17 protein-coding genes are annotated in these 12,936 nt (G+C 71.7%); 8 read left to right on the forward strand and 9 right to left on the reverse strand.

Annotated features, from left to right (window positions below; genetic code table 11):
• Positions 1 to 13: 13 nt before the first annotated feature.
• From O3438_RS16195 to O3438_RS16205, 3 genes are all read right to left on the reverse strand, one after another.
• A complete protein-coding gene (locus O3438_RS16195; protein ID WP_269680740.1) occupies positions 14 to 1,189 on the reverse strand; it encodes a cysteine desulfurase family protein in 1,176 nt (391 codons plus the stop codon).
• A 103-nt stretch (positions 1,190 to 1,292) separates the two neighbouring features.
• Positions 1,293 to 1,946, reverse strand: coding sequence for a class F sortase (locus O3438_RS16200; protein ID WP_269680741.1), 654 nt, complete (start codon positions 1,944 to 1,946; stop codon positions 1,293 to 1,295).
• Entirely contained in the window at positions 1,943 to 2,773 is an 831-nt protein-coding gene (locus tag O3438_RS16205) for a DUF4397 domain-containing protein (RefSeq protein WP_269680742.1), read from the reverse strand. Before O3438_RS16205 ends, O3438_RS16200 begins: the two co-directional genes overlap by 4 nt.
• Positions 2,774 to 3,003: 230 nt before the next feature.
• Between O3438_RS16205 and O3438_RS16210 the strand changes: the two genes are divergently transcribed.
• Positions 3,004 to 3,606 (forward strand): RNA polymerase sigma factor, encoded by a 603-nt coding sequence (locus O3438_RS16210; RefSeq protein ID WP_269680743.1) that lies wholly within the window; start codon positions 3,004 to 3,006, stop codon positions 3,604 to 3,606.
• Positions 3,560 to 4,369: an anti-sigma factor gene (locus O3438_RS16215; RefSeq protein WP_269680744.1), complete on the forward strand. Its 810-nt coding sequence runs from the start codon at positions 3,560 to 3,562 to the stop codon at positions 4,367 to 4,369. The genes O3438_RS16210 and O3438_RS16215 overlap by 47 nt, the downstream gene beginning before the upstream one ends.
• Before the next feature lie 97 nt (positions 4,370 to 4,466).
• Here O3438_RS16215 and O3438_RS16220 read toward each other — a convergent pair whose 3' ends face one another.
• The 4 genes from O3438_RS16220 to O3438_RS16235 all read right to left on the reverse strand — a co-directional run bounded on the left by O3438_RS16220 (position 4,467) and on the right by O3438_RS16235 (position 7,615).
• Entirely contained in the window at positions 4,467 to 5,426 is a 960-nt protein-coding gene (locus O3438_RS16220) for an electron transfer flavoprotein subunit alpha/FixB family protein (protein ID WP_269680745.1), read from the reverse strand.
• 14 nt (positions 5,427 to 5,440) lie between these two features.
• A complete protein-coding gene (locus O3438_RS16225) occupies positions 5,441 to 6,220 on the reverse strand; it encodes an electron transfer flavoprotein subunit beta/FixA family protein (protein ID WP_269680746.1) in 780 nt (259 codons plus the stop codon).
• A 187-nt stretch (positions 6,221 to 6,407) separates the two neighbouring features.
• The gene (locus O3438_RS16230) at positions 6,408 to 6,821 is read right to left on the reverse strand and encodes a hypothetical protein (RefSeq protein ID WP_208745092.1); all 414 of its coding nucleotides are present in this window, start codon (positions 6,819 to 6,821) and stop codon (positions 6,408 to 6,410) included.
• The gene (locus O3438_RS16235; protein ID WP_269680747.1) at positions 6,818 to 7,615 is read right to left on the reverse strand and encodes a GNAT family N-acetyltransferase; all 798 of its coding nucleotides are present in this window, start codon (positions 7,613 to 7,615) and stop codon (positions 6,818 to 6,820) included. Before O3438_RS16235 ends, O3438_RS16230 begins: the two co-directional genes overlap by 4 nt.
• Positions 7,616 to 7,657: 42 nt before the next feature.
• Here O3438_RS16235 and O3438_RS16240 point away from each other — a divergent pair, with 42 nt between their 5' ends.
• The 3 genes from O3438_RS16240 to O3438_RS16250 are packed head-to-tail and all read left to right on the forward strand — an operon-like array spanning position 7,658 to position 8,796.
• Positions 7,658 to 8,050, forward strand: a complete 393-nt coding sequence (locus O3438_RS16240) for a YidH family protein (protein WP_269680748.1) — start codon at positions 7,658 to 7,660, stop codon at positions 8,048 to 8,050.
• The gene (locus O3438_RS16245; protein WP_269680749.1) at positions 8,047 to 8,352 is read left to right on the forward strand and encodes a DUF202 domain-containing protein; all 306 of its coding nucleotides are present in this window, start codon (positions 8,047 to 8,049) and stop codon (positions 8,350 to 8,352) included. Before O3438_RS16240 ends, O3438_RS16245 begins: the two co-directional genes overlap by 4 nt.
• Positions 8,353 to 8,379: 27 nt before the next feature.
• Positions 8,380 to 8,796: a PLD nuclease N-terminal domain-containing protein gene (locus tag O3438_RS16250; protein ID WP_269680750.1), complete on the forward strand. Its 417-nt coding sequence runs from the start codon at positions 8,380 to 8,382 to the stop codon at positions 8,794 to 8,796.
• 46 nt (positions 8,797 to 8,842) lie between these two features.
• Here the strand turns inward: O3438_RS16250 and O3438_RS16255 are convergent, their stop codons facing one another.
• Together O3438_RS16255 and O3438_RS16260 are read right to left on the reverse strand one after the other, a co-directional pair.
• The gene (locus O3438_RS16255; protein ID WP_269680751.1) at positions 8,843 to 10,465 is read right to left on the reverse strand and encodes an acetolactate synthase; all 1,623 of its coding nucleotides are present in this window, start codon (positions 10,463 to 10,465) and stop codon (positions 8,843 to 8,845) included.
• Between the two features lie 85 nt (positions 10,466 to 10,550).
• The gene (locus O3438_RS16260) at positions 10,551 to 11,324 is read right to left on the reverse strand and encodes an enoyl-CoA hydratase-related protein (RefSeq protein WP_269680752.1); all 774 of its coding nucleotides are present in this window, start codon (positions 11,322 to 11,324) and stop codon (positions 10,551 to 10,553) included.
• 98 nt (positions 11,325 to 11,422) lie between these two features.
• Between O3438_RS16260 and O3438_RS16265 the strand changes: the two genes are divergently transcribed.
• From O3438_RS16265 to O3438_RS16275, 3 genes are all read left to right on the forward strand, one after another.
• Complete coding sequence (locus O3438_RS16265) at positions 11,423 to 11,902, forward strand: DUF6232 family protein (protein WP_145785187.1); 480 nt, start codon at positions 11,423 to 11,425, stop codon at positions 11,900 to 11,902.
• A 118-nt stretch (positions 11,903 to 12,020) separates the two neighbouring features.
• Positions 12,021 to 12,503 carry a DUF6232 family protein gene (locus O3438_RS16270; RefSeq protein WP_088991167.1) on the forward strand — a complete coding sequence of 161 codons (483 nt, stop codon included), beginning with the start codon at positions 12,021 to 12,023 and terminating at the stop codon, positions 12,501 to 12,503.
• Positions 12,500 to 12,889, forward strand: coding sequence for a hypothetical protein (locus O3438_RS16275; protein WP_269680753.1), 390 nt, complete (start codon positions 12,500 to 12,502; stop codon positions 12,887 to 12,889). Before O3438_RS16270 ends, O3438_RS16275 begins: the two co-directional genes overlap by 4 nt.
• The last annotated feature ends 47 nt before the right edge of the window (positions 12,890 to 12,936 follow it).

Here is a 12,936-nt window from a genome sequence, read left to right on the forward strand (position 1 = left end):
CCCGGGGACCGGGTCAGCGGGGGGTGCGGAGGGCTGCTGCTCGGCGGGCCCGCTCGACAGCTGCCGGGAGGGCCGCGACGACGGCGTCGACGTCGGCCTGGGTGCTCGTGTGGCCCAGGGAGAACCGCAGGGAGGAGCGGGCGCGGTCGTCGTCGGCACCCATCGCCAGGAGTACGTGCGACGGCTGGGCCACCCCCGCTGAGCAGGCCGAACCCGTCGAGCAGGCGATCCCCTGCGCGTCGAGCAGCAGGAGCAGCGCGTCGCCCTCGGAGCCCGGGAAGGAGAAGTGGGCGTTGCCGGGCAGCCGGTCGGCCGGGTCACCGTTGTAGATCACCTCGGGCACCGCCCGGCGTACCCGCTCGATCAGGTCGTCGCGGAGTGCGGCCACCCGGGCCGCGTACTCCTGCTGGCCCTTCACCGCCGCCTCGACGGCGACCGCGAAGGCGACGATGCCTGCGGTGTCCAGGGTGCCGGAGCGGATGTCACGTTCCTGGCCGCCACCGTGCAGCAGCGGCGTGGCCGCCACGTCCCGGGCCAGCAGCAGCGCGCCCACCCCGGCCGGGCCGCCCAGCTTGTGCCCGGTGACGGTCAGCGCGGCGACCCCGCTGGCGGCGAAGTCGACGGGCACCTGACCGACCGCCTGGATGGCGTCGGTGTGGAACGGCACACCGTGTTCGGCGGCGACGGCGGCCAGCTCGGCGACCGGTTGGACGGTGCCCACCTCGTTGTTCGCCCACATCGCGGTGACCACTGCCACCCGGTCGGCGTGCGCGGACAACTCGGCGCGCAGGTCCTCCGGGTCGAGCCGACCGACGGCGTCCACCGGGAGCAGACCGACCTCGGCGCCCTCGTGCCGCGCCAACCAGTCGACCGCGTCCAGCACGGCGTGGTGCTCGACGGCGCTGGAGACCACCCGGCGACGGTCGGCGCCGGCATCCCGGCGGGCCCAGAAGATGCCCTTGACCGCGAGGTTGTCACTTTCGGTGCCACCACCGGTAAAGATCACCTCGGAGGGCCGTGCGCCCAGCACCGCGGCCACCCGTTCACGCGACTCTTCGACCCGGCGGCGGGCACGGCGGCCCGACGCGTGCAGGGAGGACGCGTTGCCGACCTCGCGGGCGGTAGCGACGTACGCCTCCAGTGCCTCGTCGAGCATCGGAGTCGTCGCCGCGTGATCCAGGTAAGCCATCACCGTTCAGCGTACGGCCGACACGTCGGGGGCCGGATGCCGGAGGGGCTTCACGCCATGTGCCGGGGTGGGACTCCCCACCCCGGCACATGGCGTGACCTCGTCAGGCGGGTACCGCGGTCACGACGATGTTGTCCCGGTACTTGCGGGCCTTGGCGTCGAACGGCCCACCGCACGTGATCAGCGTCAGCCGCGGCTTCCCGTCCCGGGCGAAGTACCGGTCCAGCGGAATCCTGGTCTTGTCGTACTCCTCCCGGGCCACGACCCGGTACTGCCGCGCCTCGCCGTCGCTGCCGGTCGCGGTCACCGTGTCGCCCTGGTCCAGCTCCCGCAGCCGGAAGAACGCACCCTTGCCCTGCTTGGCGCTGTCCACGTGACCGGCGACGACCACCGATCCGGCCTCCGCCTCCAGGCCGGGACCGTGGCGGTACCAGCCGATCTGGTCGACGCTCGGCGGCACCTCGAACTCCCCGGTCCGGTCGTTGATGCCGACCGCGTTGACCCTGGCGGTGACGCCGATCTCCGGGATCACCAGCCGTACCGGCCTGACGATCTCCGCGTCGGTGGGCAGCTCACCGGCGGTCACCGGGATCGACGGGCCGCTGGCCACGGTCGGTGGGGTGCTGGCGAGGGCTGTCGCCTCGTCCGCGCCCACGTTCCCGGCCTGCTGCGAGCCGCACGCCACCAGGGTGGCGACGGTGAGCGCGGCAACGCCGGCGGCCACTGCCGCCAGCGCGCCGCGGTTGCGCACCGTCACTTGCGACCGGTCCGCGCGGTCGCCATCCGCACCCCGCCACCGAGCAGCAGGAGTACGCCGGCACCGGTGAGCACGTACCACCAGGTGTTCACGCCCGTGCCGGCCTGCCCACCGTCACCGCTCGGCACGCCGCCGGGAGCGGAGTGCAGGCCGGTGATGGTCTGCGCCACGACGTCGAGCGTCTTGCCCTCGGCGGAGCCGATCGCGTAGACGACCGTCGCGGTGCCCTCCTTGAGGTTGAGGTCGGCCGGGCCGATGGCCACGGTGTCGGTGCCGGCCAGCACCACGTCCGCCTTCACGCTGCCCGCGTCGACGTCGCCCTTGGCCTCGTTCGGGTTGGTGAGGCCCTCGAAGACCGGGGTTCCACCGGCGCGTACGTCGACCGCCGGGGCGGCGGCGGTGTGCCGGACGACCAGCCGGGCCTTGCCTGCGGCGACCTTCGAGACGTCGTTCACGAACGGCGTGATCTTCGGCTGGCCGGCGGCGTCGAGGTGCGCCGCGATGCTGATGTTGGCCCCGCCGGGCACCGCCGCGTTGTCGGCCTTGAGGATCGCGCTGCCGATCGGCTCGCCGGGCTTGGTGAGCGCGATGTCGTAGTCGCCCTCCTCCAGGTTCAGCGGGCCGGCGACGTCACCGGGCTTGAAGTTCTCCAGCGTCTTCTTGCCGTTGACGTAGACGTCGACCGGGGTGTCCGGGATGCCGTGCACGACGGAGACCTTCGACGTGGCGGCGTACGCGGGGGTGGCGGTGAGCGCGCCGACACCGGCGAACGTCAACGCGGCGACCGCGCCACCCGCGGCGACCCGACGGAAGTACGAGAGCTGCATGTCTGCCTCCTGGTGATAACTGCTGATTCGTCAGGCCTGGCTTGCAGAACGGGTTACGCCGGCTCCTCGACGGGCGGATGCGCCGGAGAGGCACTTTTCTTTTTCGGTCCCGCCTGCATCCGATCGACGCCCCTGGGACGAAGAGCAGGTGAGATGACTTCGACCGGGAGAGTGGGGCAGAGACTGTGGCAGCTACAGTCGGGCATGCCCCATCGAAGGCGAGCCGCCCGATGACGGCGCCCCTACAGGAACCGGACCCCCCGGTGGACGACCTCGGCCTCCGCTTCCACGCGGGTGACGAGGTGGCCCTCCGCGAGGCGTACGACAGGTACGGTCGCGCCGTGCACCACCTGGCCAGCTCCATGCTGGCCAACCGCAGCGACGCCGAGGACGTCACCCAGGCGACGTTCGTCGCCGCCTGGCTGGGTCGCGACACCTTCGACCCGGCCAAGGGATCCCTGGTCGGGTGGCTGCTCGGCATCGGCCGACGCAAGGTGATCGACCGGATGCGCGCCTCGGCCCGCGAGACCCGCGTGGTGGAGACGGTCCGGCAACTGCCCGAGCCGACGTCCACCGACCCGGACCCGGACCGGGTGGTGGACCGTCTGGTCATCGCCGACGAGCTGGCCCGTCTGCCGGACGACCAGCGACGCATGCTGGAGTTGGCCTTCTACGACGACCTGACACACCAGCAGATAGCCACGGTGACCGGAGTGCCGCTGGGCACCGTGAAGAGCCACATCCGGCGCGGCATGGCGAGCTTGAAACGCAGATGGGAGGTGGACGGTGCAGCACCTGGACCACGACCGGCTGGTCTTTCTGGCGCTCGGTGAGAGCGAGGCGGACAACGGGGAGAGCACCCACCTCGGCACCTGCGCACATTGCCGCGCGGAGTTGGCGACCCTGGAACGGGTTGCGGGGCTCGGCACCGAGACGCAGGGCCTGACCGACCTGCCCGACCCCCCGGAGCACGTCTGGCAGGGCATCATCGCCCAGGTCAGGGCGGCGGAAGCCGGGCCGTCGCCGACCGGGCCCGGTCGGCAGCAGGTGCCCGCGCAGACCGACAGCGGCACGGCCGAGAGGGCCGACGACGCGCACACCGGGTCGACGGTCACCAGGTTGGATCCGACGCGCCGGTCCCGTCGGGGCTCCGGCTGGTCCCGTTGGGCGGCCACCGCCGTGACGGCGGCAGCCGCCGCGGCGGTCGGTGTGGTGGGCACCGTCTCGGTGCTACGGCCGGACGACCCGTCGCCCACTCCGCCGCAGGTGGTGGTGGCGAGCGCGCCGCTGGCGGCGTACGGATCGACACCACCGACGGCCACCGGCGACGCCCGTGTTCTCCAGGACGGCCAACTGCATCTGCATGTGGCGAATCTCCCGCGCGTCCCTGGGTACTACGAGGTCTGGCTCATCAATCCGACGACGATGGAGATGTTCTCGGTGGGCACCCTGGGAAGCGGTTCGGATGCTCTGCTGCCGCTGCCCCCGAACGTCGACCTGACGAGTTATTCGGTGGTCGACGTCTCCGCCGAGCAGTACGACAACAACACCCGCCACTCCGGCGACAGCCTGTTGAGGGGCACCCTGACGGGCTGATCGGTGGGCCGGTTCAGCTCCCCGGCCCGCCGATCAGCTCCCCACTACGGAAGTGGCCGCCCGTCGCGAACGGGCGGCCACTTCCGGTAGTTCCGGGTCACTTGCGCTTGCGGATCTCCTCGGCGGCCTGCGGAACGATCTTGAACAGGTCACCCACCACGCCGAAGTCGGCCAGCTCGAAGATCGGCGCCTCGCCGTCCTTGTTGACCGCGACGATGGTCTTCGAGGTCTGCATGCCGGCCCGGTGCTGGATGGCACCGGAGATGCCGAGCGCGACGTAGAGCTGCGGGGAGACCGTCTTGCCGGTCTGGCCCACCTGGAACTGGTGCGGGTAGAAACCGGAGTCGACGGCCGCGCGGGACGCGCCCACGGCACCGCCGAGCAGGTCGGCCAGTTCCTCGACCAGCTTGAAGTTGTCGGCGTTGCCGACACCGCGACCGCCGGAAACGACCACGCCCGCCTCGGTCAGCTCGGGACGGGAGCCCTTCTGCTCGGCGACCCGCTCGACGACCTTCGCCAGCTTGTCGGTGTCGGTGACCGACACGGTGAGCTGCTCGATCGTCGGGGTGGCCGCCGCCGGGGCGGGGGTGACCGAGTTGGGTCGCACGGTGACCAGCGGCAGGCCCTTGGTGACCTTGGCCTTGACGATGGTGGAGCCGGCGAAGGCGACCTGCGTCGCGGTGCCGTCGGCGTCCAGGCCGACCACGTCGGTCAGGATGCCGTTGTCCAGCTTGACGGCGAGGCGGGCGGCGATCTCCTTGCCCTCCTGGGCGGAGGCCAGCAGCACCGCGGCCGGCTGCACCCGCTGGACCAGCTCGGCCAGCACCGTGGCCTTGGGGGCCACCAGGTAGCCGTCGATCTCGTCACCCTCGGCGGCGTAGATCTTCTCCGCGCCGTACTCGCCCAGCTTGCCGCTCAGCGCCTCGGCGGCGCCGGCGCCACCGAGCACCACGGCGCTCGGGGTGCCCAGCTCGCGGGCGAGGGTGAGCATCTCCAGGGTGACCTTCTTGACGCCGAATTCCTTGGTGGCTTCGACGACGACGAGAACCTCAGACATGTCCAGACCCGCTCTCACACGAACTTCTCGGTGGCGAGGAACTCGACCAGCTTGACGCCGCCCTCGCCCTCATCGGTGATCTTGGCTCCGCCGGAACGCGGCGGGCGCTTGGTGTGCTCGACCACGGCACTCGTGGCACCGTCGAAGCCCACCTCGGCGGGCGCGACACCGAGGTCGGCCAGCGCGAGCGTCTGCACCGGCTTCTTCTTCGCGGCCATGATGCCCTTGAAGGAGGGGTAGCGCGGCTCGTTGATCGTGTCCCAGACGGAGACCACGGCCGGGGTGGAGGCGGTGACGACCTCGTACCCCTCCTCGGTCTGCCGCTCGACGGTCAGCGTCGCGCCGTCGACGGTGAGCTTGCGAGCGCCGGTGAGCGCAGCGACGCCCAGCCGCTCGGCGATCATGTGCGGCATGACCTGGACCCGACCGTCGGTGGACTCGGCACCGCAGATCACCAGGTCGGCGTTGAGCTGACCGAGCGCGGCGGCGAGCACCTTGGAGGTGGCGACCGCACAGGAGCCGTGCAGGGCCTCGTCCAACACGTGCACGGCCTTGTCCGGGCCCATGGAGAGCGCCTTGCGGATCGACTCGGTCGCCCGGTCCGGACCCATGGTCAGGATGGTGACCTCGCCGCCGTGCGCCTCCTTGATCTTCAGCGCCTCCTCGATGGCGTACTCGTCCATCTCGTTGATCACGTTGTTCGCCGAACCGCGGTCGACGGTGTTGTCGTCACTGCGCAGGTTGCGGTCCGCGCCCGAATCAGGCACCTGCTTGACGAGTACGACGATATTCATCGCGCTTCGACGACCCTCCTGTGTGGTGTTGCGATTCGCTCGCCCGGTATGGGGCGCAGCGTCGCGCGTCGGTCGACGCCAGGTCAACCGCGGGCTGCTGTGCGGTTTCCCACGAGGCAATGTTACCTGCCAGTAGGTTGCGCTCCCGAGGCACACAGAGTGACACAGCTCACCGACGCCGGGCCGGTCAGGCCGGCTCGGCCAACGCAACCCGAATCTGGTCGATGGCCGCCGCCTCGGCCGGTGCGACCCCGTCGTGCGCCCGGGCCACCCGGTCCGCCGCGGCCAGCACCACCGAGCGGTACGCCTCCACGTCCGGCGGTGACTTCTCGCGCAGGATCAGCACCGCCTGACGCAACGCCGGCAGCACCACCGACTCGATCTCCAGCTGGGAGTCCCGTGGAAGCCTCGGCAACGGGCCGGTGGTCAGCGCCTCCTTGATCGCCCCGCTGGCGTCGGCGAGCGCGCCGGACGCGGCGATGCTCTCCCGGATCACCCCCAGCACCCCCGGGTCGGCGTTGGAGACCAGGAAGACAGCACCGAAGGCACCGGTCTTGATGGTCAGGCGCTCCTCGTCCGTCAACCGCTGCTCCATGATCACGGAGTGTAGACGTACGGGGTGGTGGTGGTGACGGGGACGAGACCGAGTCGCTGGAGGATCGGCCGGCTGTCCTCGGAACAGTCCACCTGCATGAGCGTCCGACCCCGCTGCTCGGCCAGCCGCGCCCGGTAGTTGACCAACCCCCGGTAGATGCCCTTGCGCCGCCACTGCGGCAACGTCGAGCCGCCCCACAGCGTGGCGAAGCCGGTGTTCGCCGGGAACCGCACCCAGCCGGCGCTCACCACCGTCTCGCCGGCCTCGGCCACCACCACGGCGATCGCATTCGGGTCGGCGTCGATCTCCTTGGCCAGACCCCACACCAGGTGCGAACGGTCCGCCTGCCAGACCTCCTCCTCCATGGCGGCGATCCGCTCCAGGTCCTCCCGGGCGGTCACCTCACGCAGGCGTACCCCCTCGGGGACGACAGGCAGCGCGGCGGCCAGCGGGGCGACCGGCCCGACCACGACGGTCTCGCGGTCCTCCGGGACGAAGCCGGCGGCGCGCAGGCGGTCCGCCAGGTCGGCCGGTTCGTCGTGCTCGTTGAGCTTCCATTCGACCGACTGGCCACGCTCACGGAACAACTGCACCTGCCGGGCGATCAGCTCGTCCAGCGCGTCACCGGTCAGCCCGCCCAGGTCGCGGTACGTGAGGAACCCGCCGGCATCCAGCCCGAGGATCCGGACCAGCGGCCCGTCCCGCTCCACAGTCACTCCGGCCGGAACCGGGTCGGGGATCTCCGGGCGGAGTTGGTTGTCGTAGGCGTCGCGCAGCGTCTTTACGTCGAGATCAGTCACCGGCTCAGGCTAAGCGGCCTGGGAAGTGGATATTCTCCCACTGTGTGGGAGGCGATCAGGCGGTGGTTCGACCCGGCGGAGCTGCGCTCGGTCGGTGAGACTCCGGACTACCGGTTCTCCCTGGCCAACGAGCGAACCTTCCTCGCCTGGCTGCGAACCGGGCTGGCGCTGGTCGGCGGCGGGTTGGCCGCCGCACAGTTCCTGCCACCCCTGCCGATGAGCCACCTGCGGGAAGTGATCGCGGTGACACTGCTACTGCTCGGCGGGGTGGTCGCGATCCGCGCCGTGGACCACTGGGCGCGCACCGAGCGGGCCATCCGGCTCGGTGAGGAGCTGCCCGCGTCGCGGTTTCCCGCCATCCTCGCCATCGCCGTCGGCGTCGGGGCGGTGCTGCTGGTCGTCGCCGTCCTGATCCGGGCCGTCGGCGGCCGGTGAGCACCGGACGCGACCCGGGGCTGCAACCGGAACGGACCCGGCTGGCCTGGCGGCGCACCCTGCTCACGGCGACGGTGGTGACCGCGCTCGCCGTGCGGCTGGCGTCGACCGGAGACCCGGTCGGGGCGCTGATCGCCGGCGTCACAGTTGTGGTGTGGGGCGCCCTGCTGCTGCTCTGCTGGCCCCGCGCCACCGGCACCGGCCCCGCCCGCACCGGCGGCCGGACGTTACCCCTGGTCGCGTTCGGCACCGTGAGCCTCGCACTACTGGGAGTGCTGCTGGCGCTCCGCGGACTGTGGTGACGGGAAACGGTGAGCCATGATGGGTGCATGGCCCGGCTTGGCGTACTCCTCTTCCTGGTGCAGATCGTCCTCGCGGTCTGCGCGCTGATCAGCTGTCTCTCCGCCGAGGAGGGCCAGATCCGTGCCCTGCCCCGGATCGCCTGGGTGCTGATCATCTTGTTCTTCCCGCTGATCGGCTCGATCGCCTGGTTCCTCGCCGGCCGGGAGGCCGGCTCCGGCGCCCGCAAGGGCTGGCTGGGCGGCACCGGCTCACCCGAGCGGCAGCGCCCCCGCACTGTCGCCCCCGACGACGACCCGGAGTTCCTGCGTTCCGTGCAGGAGCGCGCCAAGGAACAGGACGACGAACTCTTCCGCCGCTGGGAGGAGGACCTGCGCCGCCGCGAGGACGACCTGCGTCGCCGCGACGGTGAGCCGCCCCGCGAGGGTGACCGACCGGAGGTGTGAGCGCGCCGCCGTCGCCCCCTCAGGGAGCGACGGCGGCGGGTGCGACTCAGGCCAGGTTCGACGACCGGGGGTACGCGTCGGTCGGGTCGGTGAGCACGTTGACCAGGTACGGCACTCCGGCGTCGAACGCCCGCTGGAGCGCCGGACCGAGATCGGCGGCCTTGGCGACGATCTCCCCCGCACCGCCGAGCGCGCTGACCACCGTGTCGTAGCGCAGCTCCGGCTGAAGGTCGGCGGCCACGTCGTACCCGTACATCGCGCGCATCGGGTGCTTCTCCAACCCCCAGATGCCGTTGTTGCCGACGACGATCACCACCGGCAGTTTCTGGCGGACCAGCGACTCGACGTCCATCAGCGAGAAGCCGGCCGCGCCGTCGCCCATCAACACGCAGATCTGCCGGTCCGGGTGACTGACCCGGGCGCCCATCGCGTAACCCATGCCGGTGCCCAGGCAGCCGTACGGGCCCGGGTCCAGCCAGGTGCCGGGCTGCGACGGCTCCAGGTACCGCCCGGCGTACGACACGAAGTCGCCACCGTCGCCGATGGTGATCGCGTCCGGGGCCAGCACCCGACGCAGCTCGCCGTAGATCCGCGCCGGACGGATCGGGTCGGTCTCGGCGGCCATCTCGGCGGCGTCGCGTGCCTTCGCCGCGTCCTCGGCGACGCGCAGGTCGGCGATCCAGTCGGCGTGGTCGGTCCGGTCACCGGCGTGGTCGGCCAGCGCGGAGAGGATCAGGCGCAGGTCACCGGCCGGAGCCGCGGCCGGCTGCACGTGCGTCGCCCGCTGGCTGGGCGCGTCGACGATGTGCACCACCTTGGCGTCGCCGAAGTCACCGAAGCTGAGGCGGAAGTCCAGCGGGGTGCCCACCACCACGACCACGTCGGCGCCGGAGAGCGCGGCCCGGCGGGCCTTGGCGAAGGCCAGCGGGTGCTCCGGCGGGAGCGAGCCGCGACCCATGCCGTTGGTGAAGACCGGAACCTGCAACGCCTCCGCCGCCTCGCGCAGCGCGGCGACCGCGTCGCCCGCGTACACGTCGGAGCCGGCGATGATGACCGGTCGCTGCGCCCCGGCGATGAGCAGGGCGGCGCGGCCGACCTCCTCCGGGTCCGGCGCGATCGGGTCGACGCCGGTCGCGGCGGGCAGGTCCGCCTCGGCGACCGAGAAGACCGTTTCGAGCGGGAAATCGAGGAAGGCCGGACCGCGGTGCGGCGTGAGCGCGGCGTTGAGCGCCGCACCCACCGCGCGCGGGATGTCGTCGGTGCTGAACACCGTCTCGGCGTGCTTGGTGACCGGGGCGACCAGCGGGAGGTGGTCCATCTCCTGGAGGCTGCCGGAACCCCAGCGGAACGCGGGCGCGCGGCCACCGAGCACCAACACCGGTGAGGCGTTGAAGAACGCGCTGGTCATGCCGGAGATGCCGTTGGTGACACCCGGCCCGGCGGTGAGCACGGCCAGGCCGGGACGACGCTGGAGCTTGGCCACCGCCTCGGCGGCGAAGACCGCGGACTGCTCGTGCCGGACGTCGTAGATCGGGAAGTCGGTCTTGTACGCCGCGTCGTAGAGCGGGAAGACGTGCCCTCCGGAGAGGGTGAACATCTCCCGTACGCCGTGCGCGCGTAGGGCCGCGAGCGCCAACTCGCCGCCGTGACCCTCGATCCGCTCCGTCATTCGCCGCTCCCCTTCGTTCCTCTTGACCGAGGGCCCACGCTACTGGCCGGTAGGAACAATGTGAACCGTTCTCGGCTAAGCCGTGTCAGCGGCCGGTGAAGTCCGGCTTGCGCTTCTCCACGAAGGCCGACATGCCCTCCCGCCGATCGTCGGTGGCGAACAGTGCCGCGAAGAGCTGACTCTCCCAGGCCAGACCCGAGTTCAGGTCCATGTCCAGGCCGCCGTCGACCGCCAGCTTCGCCGCGCGCAGCGCCTGCACCGGACCCGTCAGGTACGGCTTCACGTAGGCGACAGCGGCCTCGTAGACCTCGGCGGCCGGCACCACCAGGTCGGCCAGGCCGATCCGCAGCGCCTCCTCGGCGTCGACCATCCGGCCCGTCATGATCAGATCCTTGGCGCGGGCCGGGCCGACCAGGCGGGCCAGCCGCTGGGTGCCGCCGGCGCCCGGGATGATGCCGAGCTTGATCTCCGGCTGGCCGAGCTTGGCGTCGTCGGCCACGATCCGCCAGTCACAGGCCAGCGCCAACTCGCAGCCGCCACCGAGCGCGTACCCGGTGATCGCGGCCACCACCGGCTTGGGGATCCGTGCGATCGCGCCGAGAGCGCTGGACAGGTTCGCAGCCCGGTCCGCCATGTCGACATAGGACATGTCAGCCATCTGCTTGATGTCCGCGCCGGCGGCGAAGACCTTCTCCCCGCCGTACACGATGACGGCGCGAACCTCGGGGTCGTCGGTGGCCGCCGTCGCGGCGGCGCGCAACTCTTCCTGCACCTGAGTGTTGAGCGCGTTCATCGGCGGCCGCTCCAGCCGGATCGTGCCGATGCCGTCAGTGGTCTCCAGCCGAACGAACTCGCCCACGCTGCCCTCACTTCCTCGTCGAAGTCGCGTGCCAACCTTACGACCCGGCTCGTTTGGGTAAGTAGTGTGGTGTCAGCCCCGTGGGCGGGAGTCCAGCCATGACGACGTACTACGACGACAGGTCGGTGCAGGTCACCTCCACCACCGTCCGGGTCGATGGCCGCACCTACGCGCTGTCCGACATCAGCATGATCTGGCACCGCCGGGGCACCCGATCCTGGCGGGTCCTTGCCGGGCGGGGCGCGATCGGCGCGGCGCTCGCCGGCCCGCTGGTCGCGGCGGTGCTCGGCATCGGCGTGGCCGTGTGGCTGCACCGCTCCCCCACCGTGACGATCGCGATCGTCGGTGCGTCGGTGCTGGTCGGCTTGGCCGTCGGGCCCGTCGCCGATTTCCTCTTCGAACACCTGGACCGCTCGTACGCCCGGGGCAGCCGCCAACTGGAGATCTGGGCCCGCTGGCGCGGTCAGCCAGTGCGGTTGCTGCGCACCGGCGACGCGCTGCGCTTCGGGCAGATCTACCGGGCGGTGCAGCGCGCGGTCGAGCACAGCCAGCCGGCCCGCCCCGTCACGCGCCGCTAGCCAGCCTGGTTCCGTTACCCGTCCTGTCCCGGTCCGGCCTGAGCGCGGCGGGCGGGCCATGGCCGAGCGCCGGTCGCCGAGCTGGGCGAGGTTTGCCTGGCGGCGGTTAGGCTTAGTGATGACCCTCTATTACCGGGACGACGCGGTGCAGGTCACGTCCGAGTCGATCCGGGCGGGCGGTCACGTGATCGCCCTGTCCGACGTGACGTTCGTCTGGCACGCACGGGGGCAGAAGACCCTCGCCGTCCGCGGCCGTGTGCTGGGTCGCGGTGTCCTGGTCCTGCTGCTCTCGCTGCCGCCGCTCGTCGCCGTGGTCTGCGTGTTGTCACTGGCCTGGTCGGCGCAGGACCGGGGCAACTGGCAGCTGGCGCTGATCATCCTGGCGGCCTGCGCGGTGGGGGCGCTCGCCCTGGCACCGTTCCTGGAGATCCCCCTCGGCTGGCTGGACCGCTCCTACGAGCGCGGCAGCCACGTGCACGAGCTGTGGGTGCAGCACCACGGCCGGGAGGATCTGCTGGTGCGGACCCCGGACGCGCTACGGTTCGGGCAGATCTACCGGGCGGTGCAGCGCGCCGTCGAACAGCAGGGGGACCACCGATGATCACCCGCCGCGGCGAGGCCGCCGCCCTGGCCGGCCTGCTCGCGGCGGCCGGCGTCACCCATCTGGTACGCCCCGGCGTCTACGAGCCGATCGTGCCGCGTGCGTTGCCCGGACCGCCGCGGTTCTGGACGTACGCCAGCGGGGTGGCGGAGCTTGCGGTGGCGGCGGCGGTCGCGAACCCGGCCACCCGACGGGCCGGCGGTCGGGCCGCCGCCGCACTCTTCGTCGCCGTCCTGCCGGCGAACGTGAAGATGGCCGTGGACTGGCGCCACCGCCGCCCGACAAAGCGGGCAATCGCGTACGGCCGGGTGCCGTTGCAGGCGCCGCTGATCTGGTGGGCGCTGCGGGTGGCCTGCGCCGACGGAGCCGGTCGACGGTCACGCTGACCGGCTCCGTCGGGCGGTTGTGGTGCGGCCGACGCACACTTGACCCC

Origin of the sequence: Micromonospora sp. WMMC250, from assembly GCF_027460215.1 — a bacterium.
In the GTDB taxonomy this organism is placed as follows: Bacteria; Actinomycetota; Actinomycetes; order Mycobacteriales; family Micromonosporaceae; genus Micromonospora; species Micromonospora taraxaci.